This window comes from Bradyrhizobium manausense, assembly GCF_001440035.1.
GTDB lineage: Bacteria > Pseudomonadota > Alphaproteobacteria > Rhizobiales > Xanthobacteraceae > Bradyrhizobium > Bradyrhizobium manausense.
On sequence record NZ_LJYG01000102.1, the window covers coordinates 95,550 to 115,744 of the forward strand.

The window sequence follows — 20,195 nt, forward strand, 5'->3', positions numbered from 1 at the left end:
GCGAGCCGCACCGAGATCGTGGTGCAGGAGCAGCGCGATCTCGATGCCCATGTCCATGACAATGACGAGCTCGCCGCTTTGATCGACCGCATTGCCGCGCGGATCGGCGGAAAGCGCGTCGTCGTGCATCTGCCGCAGGATACCCATATCCCCGAGCAGGCGGTGCTGGCCGCGCCAGCCCAGCATCATCTCGCTGCCGCCATGCAGGCCGAATGGCCAGATCGTGCCGAGGGCGAGCCGCCGCTGCGACCCCTCAGGCTGTTCGACAAGCCCGAGCCTGTCACCGTGCCGTTCGCGACCGTGCCTGACGGGCCGCCGCATCAATTCACCTGGCGGCGCGCGAAACATGCGGTGGTGCGGGTGGAAGGACCCGAACGCATCGCGATGGAATGGTGGCGGCAGGACGGCAAGCAGCTGACCCGGGACTATTTCCGCATCGAGGATGCCGAAGGCCTGCGCTTCTGGATTTTTCGCGACGGTCTTTATGAAGGGGAGGTGTTCGACGCCGACGGCGAGCCCGCTCCGCCTCGCTGGTATGTGCACGGTCTCTTCGCATGAACATTCCTGCCTATGCCGAGATCGGCATCACCACCAATTTCTCCTTCCTGCGCGGCGGATCGGATCCGCGCGCCTATGTGCATCAGGCCAGCAAGCTCGGCATCCCCGCGATCGGCATTGCCGACCACAACACGCTCGCCGGCGTGGTGCGGGCCTGGAACGAGCTCGGCAATGACAAGGTGCTGCACAAGCCAAAGCTGCTGATCGGTGCGCGCATCGTCTTCATCGACGGCACACCCGACATTTTCGTCTATCCGCGCGATCGCGCCGCCTATGGCCGGCTCTGCCAGCTCCTGACCCGTGGCAAGCGCGGCGACGACATCACCCGGATCGAGAAGGGCGAGTGCCATCTCGGCTTCGCTGATCTCTTGGAGTTTGCGGAAGGCCAGCTCCTGATCCTGACGTTGTCGCACCGGTTCGATGATGAGCAAGCGCTGGATGTGCTTGCAAAGCTGAAAGCAAGCCGCGCCGAGGGCGTGTGGCTGGCGGCGAGCCTGATCTATCGCGGCGACGATCGCCGCCGCCNGGCTCGACGATCTCGCCGCCAAAGCAAAAGTGCCGCTGCTCGCGACCAACGAGGTGCTTTATCACGATCCCGGCCGCCGTCCGCTCCAGGACGTGCTCACCTGTATCCGGGAAAAGACCACGATCGAGGCGGTCGGACGCAAGCTGGAAGCCAATGCCGAGCGCTTTCTGAAGACGCCCCGCGAAATGGCGCGGCTGTTCCGTGATGTCCCAGAGGCGATCTCGGAGACCATGCGTTTTGCGGACAGGATCGAGTTCTCGCTCGACCAGCTCAGATACCAATACCCTGATGAGCCGGTGCCGCCGGGCAAGACCGCGCAGGGACATCTGGAGGATCTGACCTGGGCAGGCGTCGACAAATATTTTGGCGGCAAGATCGACGACAAGCTGCGTGCAACGCTCAAGAAAGAGCTCGCGCTGATATCAGAGCTGAAATACGCGCATTACTTCCTCACCGTGCACGACATCGTCCATTACGCGCGCAGCCAGAACATTCTGTGCCAGGGGCGGGGATCGGCGGCGAATTCGGCCGTCTGCTACGTGCTCGGCATTACCTCGGTCGATCCGACCAAGGTCGATCTGTTGTTCGAGCGTTTCATCTCCAAGGAGCGGCTGGAGCCGCCCGATATCGACGTCGATTTCGAGCATTCGCGGCGTGAGGAGGTGATGCAATATGTCTATCGCCGCTATGGCCGCCACCGCGCCGCGATCATCGCCACCGTCATCCACTACCGCCCGCGCAGCGCCATCCGCGACGTCGGCAAGGCGCTCGGCCTGACCGAGGACGTTACCGCTGCGCTCGCCGACACCGTCTGGGGCAGCTGGGGCAAGGGCCTCAACGACATGCAGGTCCGGCAGGCCGGGCTCGATCCGCAAAATCCCATGATCAACCTTGCGGTCGAGCTTGCGACCGAGCTGATCGAATTCCCGCGCCATCTGTCCCAGCATGTCGGCGGCTATGTGCTGACCCAGGACCGGCTCGACACCTATGTGCCGATCGGCAATGCGGCGATGGACGATCGCACCTTCATCGAATGGGACAAGGACGACGTCGATGCACTCAATATGATGAAGGTCGACGTGCTGGCGCTGGGCATGCTGACCTGCATCCGGAAATGTTTCGATCTGATCGACCAGCACAAGGGCAAGCGTTGGGTTCTTGCGACCGTTCCGCAGGATGACCCCAAGGTTTACGACATGCTGTGTGCCGGCGAGTCGCTCGGCGTGTTCCAGGTCGAGAGCCGCGCCCAGATGAACATGCTGCCGCGCCTGAAGCCGCGGACCTTCTACGATCTCGTCATCGAAGTCGCGATCGTGCGCCCGGGGCCGATCCAGGGCGACATGGTGCATCCCTATTTGCGGCGTCGGAACAATCTGGAGAAGGTGACTTATCCCTCGCCATCACCCGAGCATGGTCCCGCGGACGAGCTCTACAAGGTGCTGCACAAGACCAAGGGCGTGCCCCTGTTCCAGGAACAGGCGATGCGCATCGCGATCGAGGCGGCGAAATTCACCCCCGAAGAAGCCAATGGCCTGCGCCGCTCGATGGCGACTTTCCGCAATGTCGGCACCATCGGCCAGTACGAGGAGAAGCTGATCGGCAACATGGTCGCGCGCGGCTATGATGTCAACTTCGCCAGAAGCTGCTTTGACCAGATCAAGGGTTTTGGCTCCTACGGTTTTCCGGAGAGCCATGCCGCGAGCTTTGCGCAGCTCGTCTACATCTCCTCGTGGCTGAAATATCATCATCCCGACGCATTCTGCTGCGGCCTGTTGAACTCGCAGCCGATGGGCTTTTACGCGCCTGCGCAGATCGTCGGCGATGCCCGCAAGAACGGCGTCGAGGTCCGTGAGATCGATGTGTCCTACAGCTTTGCGCAGAACACGCTGGAGAATACTGACGGCAGATATTGCGCGGTGCGTCTCGGCTTTCGCCAGATCGACGGCTTTCATTGGCTGGATGAGGATGAAGAGAGGCTGAAACGCTTGCAGCTGTCATTCCGGGGCACGCGAAGCGTGAACCCGGAATCTCGAGATTCCCAGGTGCGAAAGTGCGCACCAGAGTTCGACGCTGGCGCGTCGCCCCGGAATGACAAAAAAGAAGACTGGGCCGACCGCATCATCAAGGCGCGCAACCGCCGTCCCTTCACCTCGCTCGAAGACTTTGCCCGCGACACGGGTCTGCCCAAGCGCGCACTGATCCTGCTCGCCGATGCCGACGCGTTCCGCTCGCTCGGGCTCGACCGCCGCGAGGCGCTGTGGCAGGTGCGACGCCTGCCTGACGACGTGGCGCTGCCGCTGTTCGAAGCAGCCACCGCGCGCGAGCAGCCGGACGAGCACGCAAAACCGCTCCCCGTGATGCCGCGTCCCGAACAGGTCGTTGCCGACTATCAGACCATCCGGCTGTCACTCAAAGGCCACCCGATGGAATTCCTGCGCGAGATGTTTTCGCGCGAGCGCATTGTCGCCTGCAAGGAGATCAGCCACGAGAACGAACGGCGGCGCGTTCGCTGTGCCGGTGTGGTGCTGGTGCGGCAGCGGCCGGGCAGCGCCAGCGGCGTCGTGTTCATGACGCTGGAGGACGAAACCGGCATCGCCAATGTCGTGGTCTGGCCCAAGGTCATGGAGCAGTATCGCAAGGAGGTGATGGGCGCGCGCCTCATCGAGGTTCAGGGCTACATCCAGAGCAGCCCCGAAAAGGTGACGCATCTGATCGCGCAGCGCATGATCGACCGCTCGCACGATCTGGTCGGCCTCGCCAACGATGCGCTGAGCCGCAAGCATCCGGTGCCATCAGGCGTGACTGTGGTCGAGCCGCTCAACGACGACCGGCGCGACCACGCCGATATGCCGGCGCAAAAAATCCGCCACCCCCGTAACGTCCGCATCCTGCCGCCGTCGCGGGATTTCCATTGAGGTGGGGCGCGGTGCTGCCTCACGCTCAGCTGCCGTAGGGTGGGCAAAGGCGCGTAAGCGCCGTGCCCACCATTCTTCGTTTTTGCGGGAAGTGGTGGGCACGCTTCGCTTTGCCCACCCTACAAGTTGTTTGATGCCGCGCTTCCCTAAAAATTCACCCGGTTCGAGATCGCGCCATCCACGACGAGGTTCGACCCCGTCGTGAATCCCGATACCGGGCTTGCCAGAAACACCGCTGCGTTCGCGATCTCCTGCGGCGTCGCCATGCGCCCGGTCGGGTTGCGCTTCATCGCGTCGTTGTAACGCTCGGGCATGTTCTTCTCGATCATCTCCCAGACGCCCCCCTTGAAATAGACCGTGCCGGGCGAGACGACATTCACGCGGATCTTCTTCTTGGCGTATTGCCGCGCCAGACCTTTCGCCATGTGGATCAGCGCCGCCTTGATCGGACCGTAGGAGCTGGCGAGATCGGCCTGCGCCGCCGAGATCGAGGAGATGATGACGAAGGCGGCATCACCGCTCTTCTCGCCGCTGGCCTCGAGGAACGGCCGTGCCGCGTCGAATGCATGCACGGCGCCGAGCACGTCGAGCCGGAAATTCTGCTCCCATGATGCGGGATCATGGCCTTGCGCCATCGCACCCGCATTGGCGAACAGCAGGTCGATACCGCCAAGCTCTTTTGCCGCGCCCTCGATCCACGCCTTCAGCGCGGCGCCATCGGTGACGTCAACCGTGCCGCCGATGGCGGTGATGCCGCTCGCCTTCAATTCAGTAACGGTGGCCGCAACCTGCTCAGCATTGCGCGCGCACACCGCGACATTGCTGCCTTCACCGGCCAGCGTTGCCGCAATCGCCCGCCCGATGCCACGCGTGCCGCCGAGCACGATGGCTTTTTTTCCCTTGAGACCGAGATCCATTGGTTGGTTTCCTTTTTGTAGGTCGCAGAGAGTGTAACCGTTTCGAGAGACGCCCAGAAGCCTCCACATCGTCATTGCGAGCGCAGCGAAGCAATCCAGAAATGCATCCGCGGAAACACCCTGGATTGCTTCGCAATTTTGTCGCGAGCTCCTCGCAATGACGCCGTGGAGAGAGACGGGCCCCCTCACTCCGGCGCGGCCCCCACCGGTGGGCCGCCGGGCGGACGGTGCAGGAAGGTCAGCGACGCAAAGGCGCCGACCCAGGAACCGATCGCAGCGAAGGCCACATAGACGGCGTTTTCGGTGTAGCTGATCACGGCATAGGAGGAGAGCAGGTACCAGATCGCGCTCCAACTCGCGGCCGGCACGCGCTTGCGGGCGACGACGGCTGAGGTAAACATCACATAGACCGCGTCGGTGGCCGCCGTTGCGACGAACACGGCGCCCGCGGTGAGGGGATCGATGGCGGCCATTGCATTCCCTTTGTGCTAATGGGTGGTGATAAAAATTACGGGAGAGAAGCGGCCATGCAAAGCCCCGCCGACATTCTCAAAGACATCTGGACTTCCGCCGGCGGAGATGCTGCCGCGCTCGAACACGTGCATCTGACCGGCGAGGAGCCGCAGATTCCGTCCTCGTTCCGTGTCGCTGTCGCCGGCCAAACGACAATCGCGGCCGCCGGTCTTGCCGCCGCCGAGATCTGGCGGCTGCGCAGCGGCGAGGTGCAGGAGGTCGGCGTCGACATGCGCCATGCCGTCGTCGAATGCCGCTCCGAGCGTTATCTGCGGCTCGACGACAAACCGCCTCCGCCGGCCTGGGACGCCATCGCCGGCGTCTACAGGACCGGCGACAACAGCTTCGTCCGCTGCCACACCAATTTTCCGCATCACCGCGACGCCGTTTGCAAGGTGCTTGGCTGTACCCCCGAGCGTGACAAGGTGCAGGCCGCGCTGCTGCAATGGAAAGGCGAGGACTTTGAGACCGCAGTCTATGCCGCTGGCGGCGTCGTCGCGCTGATGCGCTCTTACGACGAATGGTCGGCGCTGCCGCAGGCGCGCGCACTTGCGCAATTGCCGCTGATCTCGATCGAGAAGATCGGCGATGCCCGGCCGAAGCAATGGCCGAAAGGTGATCGCCCGCTCGCGGGTCTGCGCGTGCTCGATCTCTCCCGCGTCATCGCAGGTCCCGTCGCCGGCCGCACGCTCGCGGCACACGGAGCGGATGTGCTCTTGGTGTCGGGGCCGGAGCTGCCGGCGATTCCCTGGCTCACCATCGACACCGGCCGCGGCAAGCTCACCACCTTCATCGAGCTGAAGAGCGAGGCGGGCCGGGCGCAGCTGCGCCAATTGCTCAAAGACGCCGACATCTTCTCGCAAGGCTATCGCCCGCGCGCGCTCGCCAGCCTCGGCTTCTCGCCGGAAGCGGCCGCGGAGATCAACCCTGGTATCGTCTACGTCACGCTATCGGCTTACGGCCATGCCGGCCCTTGGGACGGACGACGCGGCTTCGATTCGCTGGTGCAGACCACGACCGGCTTCAACCATGCGGAAGGCAAGGCCGCGGGCGTCGACGGTCCGAAGGAATTGCCGGCCCAGATGCTCGACCACGCCACCGGCTATCTGATGGCGTTCGGAGCAATGATGGCGAAGGCGCGCCAGGCCCGTGACGGCGGCAGCTGGCATGTGCGCGTGTCGCTGGCACAGACCGGTCGCTGGCTCTGGAATCTCGGCCGGCTCGAAAGCGGTCTCAATACCCCGGATCTTACGGGCGAGGCCGTACATGCAGCGTTCATGGAAAAGGTGTCATCTGGCTTCGGCACATTGCAGGCGGTGCGCCACTCGGCCGTGCTGTCGCGGACGCCGGCGCATTGGAGCCGTGCGGCGATGCCGCTCGGCAGCCATTCGCAGCAATGGCCGTGCTGAAGCTGACGTGAAGCTGACGTGTTGCAATTTTTTAACGCAAACCGAAGGACGGCCAGCGTTTTTTAGGTTGTTTGAAATCCCATATCGGCACTATTAGCGCGACCGATGAGGCAGTCGTCTGCCGAGATCGTCGCAGACATGACCGGGCTCCATGGTAGCTGAAAAGACCAAGCGATTGCAGGTGCTTACAAAACCACGGGTGATCACATCCGTAGTTTTACTGGCGCTTGCCGGGGCTGGCGCCTACGGCTTCCTGTTTGCCGGCGCCAAGGACAAGAAGCACTCTGAAGTCTCCAGCCAGTCGCGCAAGAACGCGCAGAATTTCACGCCGACACCGTCCGAATGGGCGACGCTGACGATCGAGCCGGTCAACGCCAAAACCTTCCGTGCCGAGTACGTCACCGAGGGCAAGGTCGCGGTCGACGAAGACCGCTCGACGCCGGTGTTCTCGCCCTATGCAGGCCGGGTGACCAAGCTGCTTGCCAAGCCGGGCGAGAGCGTGACCCAGGGGCAACCGCTGTTCACGATCGAGGCCGCCGATACCGTGCAGGCCCAGAACGATTTCATCGCGGCGATGACGTCGCAGAACAAGGCAAGGTCTGCGCTGGAGCTTGCCGACATCCAGTACAAGCGCGCCAAGGATCTCTACGAGGGCCGCGCCATTCCGCTCAAGGATTATCAGCAGGCGGAAGCGACCCAGGTCCAGGCGCAGAACGACATGCGCTCCGCAGTGACGGCGCTGGAAGCTGCGACCAACAAGCTGCGCATCCTCGGCTTCACCGACGAGACGATCAAGACGTTCCAGAACAAGGGCACCATCAACCCTGAGATCACGATCTATGCGCCGCTCTCGGGCACGGTCGTGCAGCGCAAGATCGGCCCCGGGCAATATGTCAGCGCCGGCGCCAGCGATCCGGTCTTCGTGATCGGCGATCTCTCCACGGTCTGGCTCACCGCCTTCGTGCGCGAGAGCGATGCAGCTCAAGTCAGCGTCGGACAGGACATCTCCGTCAACGTGATGGCGCTGCCGGGCCGCGCCTTGACCGCCAAGATCAACTATGTCGCCGCCGCGATCGACCCCAACACGCGCCGTCTGCTGGTGCGCGCCACCATCGACAACAAGGACGGCCTGCTCAAGCCCGAAATGTTCGCCAATGTCACGATCTATTCGGCCGGCGACCGCGCGGCGCCGGCGGTGCCGAAGCAGGCGCTGATCTATGAAGGCGACCAGGTCCGCATCTGGGTCGCGCGTGAAGACAAGTCGGTCGAGCTCCGCCAGATCAAAGTCGGCCTCATCAATGGCAACCTCGTCGAGGTCACCAGCAACCTGAAGCCCGGCGAACAGATCATCGTCAAAGGCAGCCTGTTCATCGACCGCGCGGCGTCCGGTAGCTGATCGGCGAGCCCCACGAAACTGCGAAAAACCTGAATGGACCGTCTCGTCGCCCTTGCCGTCAACCGGCGCTTCCTGATGGTCGGCATGTTCGTCGCCGTGCTCATCGGCGGCCTGATTGCGTTCAACCAGCTCAACATCGAGGCTTATCCCGATCCGACCCCGCCGATGGTCGACATCGTCACCCAGAGCCCCGGCCTGTCGGCGGAAGAGATCGAGCGCTATATCACGATCCCGATCGAGACCCAGGTCGCGGGCCTGAAGAACCTGACGACGATCCGCACCATCTCGCTGTACGGCCTCTCCGACATCAAACTGCAGTTCTCCTTCGCGTACACTTATGAAGAGGCGCTGCAACAGGTCTTGAATCGCCTGGCGCAGCTGGCGCCGCTGCCGGGCAACGTGCAGCCGCAGATCTCGCCGCTGAGTCCGATCGGCGAAATCTTCCGCTATCGGCTGGNTCGGCCCGCCGAACTACAGCGTGCTCGACCTCAAGACCATCCAGGACTGGATCCTGCAGCGCCGCTTCCGCGCCGTGCCCGGCGTGATCGACGTCACCGGCTGGGGCGGCAAGAGCAAGACCTATGAGCTCGAGGTCGACAACAACAAGCTGGTCGCCAATGGCCTGACGCTGCCGCAGCTGCTCCAGGCGGTCAGCAACTCCAACGTCAATGTCGGCGGCAACACCGTCAATATCGGCCAGCAATCGGCCGTGGTGCGCGGTGTCGGCCTGATCAAGTCGATCGACGATCTCGCCAACACTATGGTGGCCCAGACCAACGGCAATCCGGTGCTGGTGAAGGACGTCGCCACCGTCACCGTCGGCCAGAAGCCGCGGCTCGGCATCGCCGGCCTCGACGATTCCGACGACATCGTGCAGGGCATCGTGCTGATGCGGCGCGGCGAGCAGAGCACGCCGACCATCAACCGCGTCGAGCAGCTCGTCAATCAGATCAACGGTTCGACCATCCTGCCGCCGGGCGTGCGCATCGAGCGCATCTACGACCGCAAGGACCTGATCGACCTCACCACGCACACCGTGCTGCACAACATGGTGGTGGGCATCCTGCTGATCGTGCTGCTGCAGTGGATCTTCCTCGGCGACCTCAGAAGCGCGCTGATCGTCGGCGCCACGATACCGTTCGCGCTGTTCTTCGCCGTGATCATCCTGGTGCTGCGCGGAGAATCGGCCAACCTGCTCTCGGTCGGCGCCATCGATTTCGGCCTGATCGTGGATGCCACCGTCATCATGGTGGAGGCGATCTTCCGCCGCCTGACACAGACCACGCCACCGTCGGAATCCGAGCAGATGTCGCCAGAGACGCTGTTCGGCATGAAGAGCCATGCCATCCTCAGCGCCGCCGCCGACGTCTCGCGATCGATCTTCTTTGCCGCCGCCATCATCATCGCGGCCTTCCTGCCGCTGTTCACGCTGTCGGGCGTCGAGGGCAACATCTTCGGACCCATGGCGCGCACCTATGCCTACGCGCTCGCCGGCGGCCTGCTGGCGACCTTCACCGTCACGCCCGCGCTGTCCGCGATCATTCTGCCCGCCCATGTCGAGGAGACCGAGACGCGTGTGATGCAGGTCCTGCACCGGCTCTACATGCCGGTGCTGAACTGGGCCGTCGCCAACCGCGCCATCGTCCTCGGCGGCGCGGTCGGCCTCGTCGTGATGACGGTCATCTTCGGCCGGTTGCTCGGCCTCGAATTCCTGCCCAAGCTCGAAGAGGGCAATCTCTGGATCCGCGCCACGCTGCCTCCGACCATCTCGCTGCAGGAAGGCAACACCTACGTCAACGAGATGCGCAAGCTGATCCGCGCCCGGCCCGAGGTCGAATCCGTGGTGTCGCAGCACGGCCGTCCCGACGACGGTACCGACGCCGCCGGTTTCTTCAACGCCGAGTTCTTCGCGCCGCTGAAGCCCGCGAGCCAATGGCCCGGCACGCATGACAAGGAGGAGCTGACCGCGGAGCTGCTCAAGCAGCTCGACGATCGCTTCCCCGGCGTCGAGTTCAACTTCTCGCAATATCTCCAGGACAACGTCTCCGAAGCCGTCTCCGGCGTGAAGGGCGAGAACTCGATCAAGCTGTTCGGCAACGATCTCCAGGCGCTGACCGATACCGCCAACAAGATCAAACAGGTGCTGTCGACGGTGCAAGGTGTCACCGACCTCGCCGTCTTCACCTCGCTGGGGCAGCCGACCGTGCAGATCGACATCGACCGCGCCAAGGCCGCGCGCTATGGCCTGGCGCCCGGCGACATCAATGCCACCATCAAGGTCGCGATCGGCGGCGACACCGCGGGCGATCTCTACGAGCCGGGCAGCGATCGCCACTTCCCGATCATCGTTCGCCTTGCGCCGGAGTACCGCCGCAGCGCCGAGGCGATCCAGAATATCAGGATCGGCGCGCCCGGACCGAACGGCTCCATCACCCAGATTCCACTGAGCGAGGTCGCCAATATCAGCCTCGTCTCGGGCGCAGCCTACATCTATCGCGAGCAGCAGGAGCGCTATCTGCCGATCAAGTTCTCGGTGCGTGAGCGCGACCTCGGCAGCGCCATCCGCGAAGCGCAGCAGAAGATCGCCGACCAGGTGCAATTGCCGCCCGGTTCGCACATGGAATGGGTTGGCGAGTTCGGCAATCTCCAGGACGCGATCCGGCGCCTGTCGGTCGTGGTGCCGATCTCGCTGGCGCTGATCGGCATCCTGCTCTGGTTCAATTTCGGCTCGATGACCGACACCTTGCTCGCCATGAGCGTGATCCCGATGGCGATCTTCGGTGGCGTGCTGGGGCTGTTCATCTCCGGCACCGCCTTCAGCGTCTCGGCGGCGATCGGCTTCATCGCGCTGTTCGGCATCGCCGTGATGGACGGCATCATCATCCTCTCGCAGTTCAACCAGCTGATCGAAGAGGGCATGGACCGCATGAGCGCGGTGGTCCGCACCGGCGAATTGCAGCTTCGGCCGGTGCTGATGACATGCGTCGTTGCCGGCGTCGGCCTGCTCCCGGCCGCGTTGTCCGAAGGCATCGGCTCGCAGGTGCAGAAGCCGCTCGCGGTCGTGGTCGTCACCGGCATGATGCTGGCGCCCGTCGTGATCCTGGTGACGCTGCCGGTGCTGATCTCGTTCTTCTCGCGCCGGTCGCGCTGATGTCAAAAGCCGTAAAGCCGCGCGGGATTGTCGACCAGGATCTTCCTGCGAACCTCCGCATCCGGTGCCCACACTGGAAGCTGGTTGAGTAGCCGGCCGTCGTCGATCTGGTGGAACGGTGCGACGTCGGTGGCCTTGCGCCCCGCCAGTTGCGCCGAATCCGGGTGCGGCCAGTCGGTGCCCCAGACGATGCGATCCGGGTTCGCAGCGATCAGCGCGCGCGCATACGGCGCGATGTCCTGATAATCGGGCGCCAGGTTCGACGAGCGATAGGCGCCCGAGATTTTCACGTAGGCTTTGCCTGACTTGACCAGTGCGACGAGGTGGGCAAAGCCGGGCTGCTCCAACCCGAGCGAGGCCTCGAGCCCACCGAAATGGTCGAAAACCGCAGGCACCGGCGAGGCCAGCACGAGATCCTTGATGGCAGAGATCATCGCCAGCGTGGTGTAGAGCTGCACATGCCAGCCGCGTGCCGTCATGCGCTCGGCGGCAGCCGTGAAGCGAGCACGGCCCACATCGGGATTGTTGACGCCATCGGTTGCGAGGTTGATGCGGATGCCGCGAAAACCGTCCGCATGCATCGCGTCCAGTTGAGCTTCAGTGGTGTTGTCGTCGATCACGGCCACGCCGCGCGCGGTGGCGCCGCGCGCCTTCATCCCGAACAGGCTGGAGGAATTGTCGGGGCCGTAGACGCTCGGCGTGACGATCACCACGCGCTCGATGCGCAGCGCCTGGTGCAGCGCCGCCATCTCTTCCGGGCTCGCAGGTCCCGGCGTATAGACGCGCCCCGCGAAGAACGGAAACTTTTCGACGTCGCCATGGATGTGGGTGTGGCAATCGCAGGCATGTGCCGGCACGTCGAAATTGATCGGCGTCGCGGGTTGCGCGGCTCGCGCGTAGATCTTGTCGGTCATGGCTGCTCCGGCGTCGCGATAGAAGCGCCGGACGATATCACATCAACCGGGCAGTTCCGCCACCTGGCTGCATAGCTGCTCGACCAGCTCCGCAACGGGCCGCGAACCGTCGACGCGGACGATCGGGCAGGGCAGGCGCGCGAGCCAGGCCTCATGTTTTGCGAGACTGCGGCCCTCGCGATCACCGGCTTCGTAATGCGAGGCCCACTCGACGAACGACTCCGTCTCCTCATGACGCCAGCGGCCCTGCGCGACGGCTTCAGTGCCGAAATGCGCAGCTTCCCGGGCACGCAGGCGCTGCAAGCGAAGCTCGCGCGGTGTGGTCACATAGACCACGAGATCGAACAACGGCACGAGGCCGTCGCCCCATCCGGTGACGGATCCGCTCAGCACCCAATCGAGACGCGGCACGAACATCTCGCGCATCAGGCGCAGCCGGTCTGCGGCAGGGCGAGTCGTCCGGTAGGGCGGCACCGTCGGCAGCCAGAAATAATCGTCGCTGTCGTGATGCGGCAGCGCCAGCCGGCCCGCCAGCGCGCGGCCAAGCGTCGTCACGCCGGAGCCCGAAGCTCCCATCAGATGGATGCGGCGGCTCTGCATGGGTGTCGACCCGAAGGATTGAGATTACTGCCCCGACGGCGTGCGCAGTCCTTGCCAGGCGTCGCGGACCTGGTGGTAGTGCACCTCGGGCAGATAGTCCGGCGTGTTCAGGCTCAGCGTCTTGACGTCGAGATGGCCGACGGCGCTGAGCAGGGTGTAGGAGGCGATGACGCGGTCGCGCAGCGCGCCGATCAGCCGGGCTCTCGCCTGGATCAAATCGGCCTGCGAGTTCAGCACATCGACCGTCGTGCGCTGTCCGCCGGCGGCCTCGCGCTGCACGCCCTGGAGCGCGACGGTTGCCGCCTTCACCTCCGACTCCGAGGCCGAGACCGCGATCTTGGCGCCTTCATTGGCGACCCAGGCGCTGACCGCGGCCGTACGGGCCTGATTGCGGACCTGGTCGAGCACCAGCCGGCTCTGCGCCGTGACTTCCTTGGCCTGTCTCGTCTGCGAGGCCGCCTGGCCGCCGTCATAGATCGGCGCAGTGACGTTGGCGACGATCGAGGCCTGATCCGTGCCGAAGGTGCCGAGCGTCTGGTCGCTGTCGCGGCTGCGGCTGACGCTGCCCTGGAGGGTGGCGCTCGGCAGCAGCGCGCCTTCGGCGAGGCGGATATTGGTCGAGGCGACGTCGACGTCGAAGCTTGCGGCCATGACGGCCGGGTGCTCGTGGATCGCCATCGCGATCGAATCCTCGCGGGTTTTCGGCAAATAGCGATCGACCACCTCGGCGGGACGAAGCGCGGAGGGCGCATTGCCGATCACCTGCGCATAAGTCGCCTGGCTCACCGCGAGCGCAACCTCGGCGGCATTGAGATCGGCAAGGCCGCGATTGAGACGCGCCTCGGCCTGGGCGGTGTCGGTCGGCGTGACGTCGCCGGCGTTGAGGCGGCGCTGGGTGATGGAGAGCGTCTCGCGCAGGAAGGCGACGTTCGAGCGCTGCGCCTCCACCAGCGACTGGTTCGCCAGGACGTTGGTGTAGGCAGTGACCGCGTCAAGCAGCACGCCCTGGCCGACATTGCGCAGCGCCTCGCGGCCCGATTGCACCTGGAGTTCCGCCACCCGCACGCTGTTGGCGGTGCGGAAGCCGTTGAACAGGGTCTGCGACACCGTGACCCCGATGGTCCAGGGTTTCAGCGTCGCGGTCTGGATGGTGTTGTCAGGAAGCAGGTTGCGCACCGCTTGCAGGCCCGCGCTGAGGCTGGCCACGATCTGCGGTCGATAGCCGGCCAGTGCCTGCGGCACGTTCTCGTCGGTGGCGCGTTGCCTTGCGCGCTCGGCATTGAGCTGTGGATTGGTCTGGTAGGCCTTGACCAGCGCCTCCGGCAGCGCCTCCGCAGAGGCCGCGGCGGGCAGGGCATAACACAGCCCGAGCGTGGCCCACGCCGCCAGGACAGGACCCACGCCCGATCGTTGCCGCGTCATCACGCGGCCAGCCCTGGCGGCACGCCCAATCATGTAATCCCGCAAAACCCCGGCTGTCCGCCCCCGCCGACGGCGGCTCTCTTAACTGTTTACCCAGCGCGGGTCTCGCAGGCAAACTGCCGCGGGGGAAACCCCCACGAAATCCGTGCTTGTTGCAGGTGCGTCACAGGGATTGCGGAAAAGGGGATGTAATCTTACACCAGCCTTACCGTCGGCCAGGTTCACCGGTTCTTGTTCACCGGCTTGCGCTTCTCGATGAACGCCGCCATGCCTTCGGAGCGGTCTTCGAGCGCGAAGGTCGAGTGGAACAGATTGCGCTCGACGCTCATGCCTTCGGCGAGCGTGGTCTCGAAGGCGCGGTTGACCGCTTCCTTGGCCATCGCAACGGCAGGGCGCGACATCGACGCGATCTTCTCCGCCGCCGCAATCGCCTCGTCCATCAGCTTGTCGGCGGGCACAATGCGGCTGACGAGGCCGCTGCGCTCGGCCTCAGCCGCATCCATCATGCGGCCGGTGAGGCAGAGATCCATGGCCTTGGACTTGCCGATCGCACGGGTGAGGCGCTGCGTGCCGCCGATGCCGGGGATCGTGCCGAGCGTGATCTCGGGCTGGCCGAACCTGGCGGTGTCGGCGGCGATAATGAAATCGCACATCATCGCAAGCTCGCAGCCGCCGCCCAGCGCATAACCTGCGACAGCGGCAATGGTCGGCTTGCGGCAGCGCGCGATGCGATCGCCGCCGATCGCGGCGAAGTCCTCGGAGAACATGTCGATGAAGCCCTTCGGCTGCATCTCCTTGATGTCGGCGCCGGCGGCAAAGGCCTTCTCGCTGCCGGTCACGACGATGCAGCCGATGGCGTCATCGGCTTCGAGATCGTCGACGGCTGCGGCGATCTCGCGGAAGACGCCGAAGGAGAGCGCGTTGAGCATCTTCGGCCGGTTCAGCTTGATGATGCCGACTGCGCCTTTGCTTTCGACGATGATGTGTTCGAACGTGCTCATGCTCCACCCACGCTTTTGCTGGAGCGGGCAATGTGCCCGCTGGCGCGGATGCCTTCAAGGGGCCGGAACGCGCCAATCAGGCCATGAACATGCGCGCGGCCGAGGCCAATGTCAGCAGCGTGCCAACACCAATGAATATTTTGCCGATCAGGGAGCTCTGGTCCCAGGCCGAGCTCGGCTGGCTGCTCGCCATGACCGGTGCTGGGCGCGGCTGCGCGTCGGTCGCGGCGATCACCGCTTTCTGCGCAGACGGGTTGTCCTGTTGCAGGGCGCGGTCGAGGTCGTTGGGCTGGTCGGGCGGCACGACCTGGTTCTCGGCGGCGGGCGCTGCGTTGTTATCGGCTGCGGCCTGAACATTGTCGTTGGCGCGGCCGGTCATCGCCGAGGCTGCAGCCGCAGGCGGCGTGTCGCCGGCAGCGAGCTGCGCGTTGGCGTTGGCGACTTCCGGCGGCATCTGGCTCAAGGCCGGCACGTTATTGTCGGCCTTGACCTCGCCAGCCTGCGGCGTTGCGTCCGCGTTGTTGGTCTTGTCGGTCTTCTCGCCGGATTTCTGCGCTGTCTTGCTATCGGTATGGCGGCGAGAGGCGTGGTGCCGCTGCTTGTCCGCATCGGCCTGTTTGCTCGCGCTGTCCGGCTTGGCGCTCGCGGCAGAGCTCGGCGCGGCCTGTGCCGCGCCTGCGGACAGCAGAAATAGCCCGGCCAGAAAAATCCATGCGGCGCGCCCGCTGGCTTTCATCATGTTGACGATCTCCCCAATTCGCCCGTCCCGGGTGCGAACAGAGACCCCGGGGCATGACGACAGCGGGGCAAAAAATGGGAATCTTCGGGCCACGGCGGGCAAAAAGGCGGCAAACTGGCGGCCGCCGCCGCGCTCCCGGATGCGAGACGGACCGATCGGTGTTATGAGCCTCCGGTCTTTTCCGGGTGGGGACCGGATTCCCTGGCCGCGCTCTGATCACGACTTCGTGATTTCAGGGTTGGCGATGTAACAAATTGAAAGAGCGGCCGAATTGCCGTGTAGGAGCGCGCGTGCGCGGACGTGAGGACGAATGGACCGACCTGATGCGGTCGGCCATGGCGGGGGATGATGCGGCGTATCATCGCCTGTTGAGAGCGGTCACGCCGGTGCTGCGCGCTGCGGCGAGGCGTGGCCTGGCGCGTGCCGGGCAGCCTCCTGACCAGGCCGAGGATATCGTGCAGGAGATTTTGTTGGCGGTGCATCTGAAGCGGCACACCTGGGACAGCGAAGCCCCCTTCGCCCCCTGGCTGTTCGCGATCGGGCGCAACAAGCTGATCGATGCGCTCAGGCGCCGCGGCAGGCGCGTCTTCGTCAATATCGACGATTTTGCCGAGACGCTGCCCGGCGAGGCGCCGCAGGAGACGGCCTCGGCCGGCGAGGTGACGGCGCAGCTCAACACGCTGCCGCAGCGCCAGCGCGATGTATTGCAGTCGATTGCGGTCGACAGTGCCTCGATCAAGGATACCGCGGCGAAATACGCCATGAGCGAAGGTGCGGTGCGGGTCGCGCTGCATCGGGGGCTTGCGGCCCTGACCGCCAAACTACGGGACCATTAGTCATGGACACCGATCAACTCATTCGCACCCTCGCGGCCGACAACGCCCACCGCGTCCCGCGCGTCGGCGCGCTGCTGACCACGGGACTGCTGGTCGCGGCGCCGTTCTCGATCCTGATCTTTGCGACCTTCCTGGGCGTGCGGCCGGACGTGATGACGGCGATGCACAACCCGTTCTTCGATGCGAAGTTCGCGGTTACTTTGTCGCTCGCGATTCCCGCCATCATCATCAGCCTGCATTTGTCGCGGCCCGAAGCCCTGATGCGGGGCTGGGGCTGGCTCCTGCTGCTGCCCGTCGGACTGCTTGCGGTAGCGATCGGCAGCGAGGCGATGATGGCGCCGGCGATGCCGATGACGATGCGGCTGGTCGGCAAGAATTCGCGCTGGTGCATGCTCGCGATCCCCGCGATGTCGCTGCCGCTTCTCGCGGGTGCATTGTTCGGCCTGCGCCATGGCGCGCCGTCGCGACCGGCGCAGGCCGGCGCGCTCGCCGGTCTGTTGTCGGCCGGGCTCGCCGCTACGCTCTACGCCTCGCATTGCACCGACGACTCGCCGCTGTTCGTCGCGACCTGGTACACGATCGCGACCGCGGTCGTGACAGCGATTGGCGCGGCTGTCGGATCGCGAGTCCTGAGATATTAAGGCGCGGGCGTCACGTTCTGCATGCGGTGGAAGCGCAGCACCTGCTGCGCGGTGGAAGAGCGCAGGGCCTCGTAGGTATCGCGCAGCGCCAGCATGTCGGTCTGCGAGCCGCCCGAGAGCTTCTCGCGCATGGCGATGATGGCGCGCACGCTCGACCATTGCATGCCGGCGACCTTGGCGAGGATCATCAGGCCTTCGGTGCGGCTTTCGATCATCATGTTCTCGGCGGTCTCGACCGAAACGCCGGCGAGTGCCGCGAGCCCGGCATTGGCCTCGTCGAACTTGCCCTGCTCGGCGAAGGTCGCGACCTGGAACTCGGTGAGGCGGCCGTCCTCGTGCAGCGATTTCACCAGCGCCCGGGCCATTTCGGTCTGTCTCGTCATGGCCGCGGCGCGGACGCGCTGCGCCGCCTCCTGGACCGCGCTCGGCACTTCGCCGGCGAGTTCGGGATGGGCTGCTTCCAGCTTCCTGCGAACGCTCAGGGAGGCCTTGGCGACCAGCTTCAGGTAATGATGCCGCGGCAAATCGGGCCGCCGGCCGATGCAGGTGGCGAGGTCGTCGTCGCGCTCGGCGCGCGTGACGAGATCGGTGAGGCTGCCCTCGGAGAGCTGCGCTCCCGGATTGCTGACGGTCGATTGCACCACGTCTTCGTTGCCGCGGCTCACCAGCACGTCGGTCAGCGCCTCCGACAGCACTCGCCGCAGCGAGATCGCCTTGAGATGGGCCTGGCTCTTGCTGCGCGCGATCTCGATCAGGGTGGTCTCGTCCAGCCGTTCCGACTTCGTCAGGACGGGGCCTGCGACTTCCATGACGTCGTCGAGCGCCAGCGTGCGGATGATCTGCGGCGGTGCGGCTGCGATCGGTGCGAGGCGGTCGGCGAGCAAGGCTTTGGCCGAGGTCTCGATCTGCTCGATCAGGCACTGGAAGACGTCATCGAACACGCGAATATGGTCGTCCGAATAGTCCACCGCGTTGCCCACGAACAGGTCAGTGACGCGCCGCAGCGTCTCGACCCGGCGCGCGACGGTGCCGTGCGCGAGCACCGACTGCAATTCCTCGAGCAAATTGGCGGATGATATGACGGTTTTGGATCTCATAGCCCTGTCCTGGAGCGTTCGGTCCGGCGGCGTGTTCTCACGTGCCGGCGACAAATCGATTGGTCAGTCCGTAGCAATGCGGTTGCGCCCTTGCGCCTTGGCGGAATAGAGCGCGCTGTCGGCGCGCGCGAGAAACGTGTCGGCAGTATCATTGGCGCGCAGCGTCACGACGCCGGCGGAAATCGTCACGCGCATGCCGGGCGAAAATGCGCTCCAGTCGAGCTCGGCGACGATGCTGCGCAGCCGATCGAGCATGCGCGTCGCAGCCTCGCTTGCGGTGCCGGGCAGCAGCAGCAGGAATTCCTCGCCACCATAGCGGCCAAAACGGTCGTCGGGCCGGATGTTGGCGAAGATGGTGATGGCAAAGGTCCGCAGCACCTCGTCGCCGATGGGATGGCCGTGGGCGTCGTTGATGCGCTTGAACCAGTCGAGGTCGATCAGCGCAATGGCGCAGGGAGCGCCCGCCTGCCGCGACTTTTCGATCTCGGCGTCGAGCAGTCCCATGATGCAGCGGCGGTTGTAGGAGCCGGTCAGCTCGTCGAGCTCGGCGAGCTCCTCGATGCGCTGATAGGCGGCCTTCAGCTCGATGCTGCGCCGGTACAGGATCTTGCGCAGCGTGGCGCCGAACAGGCCGAGAAACGCGCACTGGCCGATCACCAGCACGAAGCACAACATCGAGGCAGTCCGCTGCAGTCGCGTCGTGACCGGCATGCCGATCGGCAGGTCGGAGGCGAGGAAGACGGCCGCGAGCGCGCAGGTCGCGATGGCCGAGGTCAGCATCGCCTGGACCGAGGTCATGCGCAGCGTGCCGAAGGCGAAGATCAGGAACAGCACGCTGATGAAGGCAATCCCGATCGTCGGCACCGACACCAGGAAGACGAATTGCAGCGCCATATGCGCCGAGATCTGGAAGACCGTGAGATAGTGGTCGTGGTGCCTGTCGCCGACGCCGGCCTCCGACATCACGACGAAGATGCCGATGATCGTGACGCCGCCGATCCAGAACAGCGATGGTACGTTGCTACGGATGGCGCCGTCATAGGCATAGAGCAGCAGCACCAAGGCGCCGAGCGAATAACTCGCGACCTGGCCGACATACATCTGCCGGCGCTGACGGATCCGGCGCGCCAGCACTCCGGGCGCGGCCTCCTCACGCGTGAGGACGAGATCGGCGGCCTCTGCGGCACTCCTCTCAGGAATGGACGTCGCAGCCGTGTTCATGGTCCCGCCAATGGTGGATGTCAGCCGAAAAAATCTACGTGGCAAGCCTTTAGGTTTGGTATCCTTTTGAGCCGAATCCCAACGCGACGCCGCGTGCGTGAGGGCCTCGAGCGGCATGGAATTTGGCGGTCAGTTAGCCATTGCGGCCGATATCGCGGACTAAATCCTGCGCCGTGCGACATAATGTGCACGGGGCCGTGATAGAGACGCTCGACCGAGCCAACCGTGCCGGCCCACGGCAAGTCCGCGAGAGAGTGTTTCTGTATTATGTTACCGTCTTGGAGCCAAACGGCCGACCGCCACGGGTGGGACAAGGAAATTGCGCGTATGTGTGGTAGA

14 protein-coding genes and 4 pseudogenes are annotated in these 20,195 nt (G+C 64.8%); 9 read left to right on the forward strand and 9 right to left on the reverse strand.

Annotated features, from left to right (window positions below):
* From AOQ71_RS48545 to AOQ71_RS26435, 3 pseudogenes are all read left to right on the forward strand, one after another.
* Positions 1-558, forward strand: a pseudogene (locus AOQ71_RS48545) (DNA polymerase Y family protein); the annotation flags it as partial.
* A gap of 47 nt (positions 559-605) precedes the next feature.
* Positions 606-1,083: pseudogene (locus AOQ71_RS48550) on the forward strand (PHP domain-containing protein); the annotation flags it as partial.
* A gap of 1 nt (position 1,084) precedes the next feature.
* Positions 1,085-3,999 (forward strand): annotated as a pseudogene (locus AOQ71_RS26435) (error-prone DNA polymerase); the annotation flags it as partial.
* 146 nt (positions 4,000-4,145) lie between these two features.
* Here the strand turns inward: AOQ71_RS26435 and AOQ71_RS26440 are convergent.
* Both AOQ71_RS26440 and AOQ71_RS26445 read right to left on the reverse strand, forming a co-directional pair.
* The gene (locus tag AOQ71_RS26440) at positions 4,146-4,916 is read right to left on the reverse strand and encodes an SDR family NAD(P)-dependent oxidoreductase (protein ID WP_057753012.1); all 771 of its coding nucleotides are present in this window, start codon (positions 4,914-4,916) and stop codon (positions 4,146-4,148) included.
* 185 nt (positions 4,917-5,101) lie between these two features.
* On the reverse strand, positions 5,102-5,389 hold the full coding sequence (locus AOQ71_RS26445; RefSeq protein WP_057753013.1) for a hypothetical protein: 288 nt from the start codon (positions 5,387-5,389) through the stop codon (positions 5,102-5,104).
* A 54-nt stretch (positions 5,390-5,443) separates the two neighbouring features.
* On the opposite strand from AOQ71_RS26445, the gene AOQ71_RS26450 reads away from it, so the two are divergent.
* From AOQ71_RS26450 to AOQ71_RS26460, 4 genes and pseudogenes are all read left to right on the forward strand, one after another.
* Complete coding sequence (locus AOQ71_RS26450; RefSeq protein WP_057753014.1) at positions 5,444-6,838, forward strand: CoA transferase; 1,395 nt, start codon at positions 5,444-5,446, stop codon at positions 6,836-6,838.
* Positions 6,839-6,989: 151 nt separating this feature from the next.
* A complete protein-coding gene (locus tag AOQ71_RS26455) occupies positions 6,990-8,234 on the forward strand; it encodes an efflux RND transporter periplasmic adaptor subunit (RefSeq protein WP_057753015.1) in 1,245 nt (414 codons plus the stop codon).
* A 33-nt stretch (positions 8,235-8,267) separates the two neighbouring features.
* Positions 8,268-8,691, forward strand: a 424-nt coding sequence (locus AOQ71_RS48555) for an efflux RND transporter permease subunit (RefSeq protein ID WP_245317152.1), incomplete at its 3' end; no start/stop codon positions are given.
* A 1-nt stretch (position 8,692) separates the two neighbouring features.
* A pseudogene (locus tag AOQ71_RS26460) lies at positions 8,693-11,385 on the forward strand (efflux RND transporter permease subunit); the annotation flags it as partial.
* Between the two features lie 2 nt (positions 11,386-11,387).
* On the opposite strand, the gene AOQ71_RS26465 reads toward AOQ71_RS26460, so the two are convergent.
* The 5 genes from AOQ71_RS26465 to AOQ71_RS26485 all read right to left on the reverse strand — a co-directional run bounded on the left by AOQ71_RS26465 (position 11,388) and on the right by AOQ71_RS26485 (position 16,061).
* Complete coding sequence (locus AOQ71_RS26465) at positions 11,388-12,299, reverse strand: amidohydrolase family protein (protein WP_057753016.1); 912 nt, start codon at positions 12,297-12,299, stop codon at positions 11,388-11,390.
* 42 nt (positions 12,300-12,341) lie between these two features.
* A complete protein-coding gene (locus tag AOQ71_RS26470; RefSeq protein ID WP_057753017.1) occupies positions 12,342-12,899 on the reverse strand; it encodes a P-loop NTPase family protein in 558 nt (185 codons plus the stop codon).
* A gap of 24 nt (positions 12,900-12,923) precedes the next feature.
* Positions 12,924-14,354, reverse strand: coding sequence for a TolC family outer membrane protein (locus AOQ71_RS26475; RefSeq protein WP_083514506.1), 1,431 nt, complete (start codon positions 14,352-14,354; stop codon positions 12,924-12,926).
* Positions 14,355-14,542: 188 nt separating this feature from the next.
* Positions 14,543-15,322: an enoyl-CoA hydratase gene (locus AOQ71_RS26480; RefSeq protein WP_057753019.1), complete on the reverse strand. Its 780-nt coding sequence runs from the start codon at positions 15,320-15,322 to the stop codon at positions 14,543-14,545.
* Between the two features lie 76 nt (positions 15,323-15,398).
* Positions 15,399-16,061, reverse strand: coding sequence for a hypothetical protein (locus tag AOQ71_RS26485; RefSeq protein ID WP_057753020.1), 663 nt, complete (start codon positions 16,059-16,061; stop codon positions 15,399-15,401).
* 290 nt (positions 16,062-16,351) lie between these two features.
* Between AOQ71_RS26485 and AOQ71_RS26490 the strand changes: the two genes are divergently transcribed.
* Positions 16,352-16,897: a sigma-70 family RNA polymerase sigma factor gene (locus AOQ71_RS26490; protein WP_057753021.1), complete on the forward strand. Its 546-nt coding sequence runs from the start codon at positions 16,352-16,354 to the stop codon at positions 16,895-16,897.
* 2 nt (positions 16,898-16,899) lie between these two features.
* Positions 16,900-17,538, forward strand: coding sequence for an NrsF family protein (locus AOQ71_RS26495; RefSeq protein WP_057753022.1), 639 nt, complete (start codon positions 16,900-16,902; stop codon positions 17,536-17,538).
* Here the strand turns inward: AOQ71_RS26495 and AOQ71_RS26500 are convergent.
* Together AOQ71_RS26500 and AOQ71_RS26505 are read right to left on the reverse strand one after the other, a co-directional pair.
* Positions 17,535-18,635, reverse strand: a complete 1,101-nt coding sequence (locus AOQ71_RS26500; RefSeq protein ID WP_057753023.1) for a DUF2336 domain-containing protein — start codon at positions 18,633-18,635, stop codon at positions 17,535-17,537. The two genes, AOQ71_RS26495 and AOQ71_RS26500, sit on opposite strands and share 4 nt — an antisense overlap.
* Positions 18,636-18,698: 63 nt before the next feature.
* On the reverse strand, positions 18,699-19,856 hold the full coding sequence (locus tag AOQ71_RS26505) for a GGDEF domain-containing protein (RefSeq protein ID WP_057753024.1): 1,158 nt from the start codon (positions 19,854-19,856) through the stop codon (positions 18,699-18,701).
* Positions 19,857-20,195 lie beyond the last annotated feature (339 nt).

Coding starts and splice junctions, on each gene's coding strand:
- AOQ71_RS26440 (WP_057753012.1), bottom strand. CDS start 4,916: ATGGATCTCGGTCTCAAGGGAAAAAAAGCCATCGTGCTCGGCGGCACG.
- AOQ71_RS26445 (WP_057753013.1), bottom strand. CDS start 5,389: ATGGCCGCCATCGATCCCCTCACCGCGGGCGCCGTGTTCGTCGCAACG.
- AOQ71_RS26450 (WP_057753014.1), top strand. CDS start 5,444: ATGCAAAGCCCCGCCGACATTCTCAAAGACATCTGGACTTCCGCCGGC.
- AOQ71_RS26455 (WP_057753015.1), top strand. CDS start 6,990: ATGGTAGCTGAAAAGACCAAGCGATTGCAGGTGCTTACAAAACCACGG.
- AOQ71_RS26465 (WP_057753016.1), bottom strand. CDS start 12,299: ATGACCGACAAGATCTACGCGCGAGCCGCGCAACCCGCGACGCCGATC.
- AOQ71_RS26470 (WP_057753017.1), bottom strand. CDS start 12,899: ATGCAGAGCCGCCGCATCCATCTGATGGGAGCTTCGGGCTCCGGCGTG.
- AOQ71_RS26475 (WP_083514506.1), bottom strand. CDS start 14,354: ATGATTGGGCGTGCCGCCAGGGCTGGCCGCGTGATGACGCGGCAACGA.
- AOQ71_RS26480 (WP_057753019.1), bottom strand. CDS start 15,322: ATGAGCACGTTCGAACACATCATCGTCGAAAGCAAAGGCGCAGTCGGC.
- AOQ71_RS26485 (WP_057753020.1), bottom strand. CDS start 16,061: ATGATGAAAGCCAGCGGGCGCGCCGCATGGATTTTTCTGGCCGGGCTA.
- AOQ71_RS26495 (WP_057753022.1), top strand. CDS start 16,900: ATGGACACCGATCAACTCATTCGCACCCTCGCGGCCGACAACGCCCAC.
- AOQ71_RS26500 (WP_057753023.1), bottom strand. CDS start 18,635: ATGAGATCCAAAACCGTCATATCATCCGCCAATTTGCTCGAGGAATTG.
- AOQ71_RS26505 (WP_057753024.1), bottom strand. CDS start 19,856: ATGAACACGGCTGCGACGTCCATTCCTGAGAGGAGTGCCGCAGAGGCC.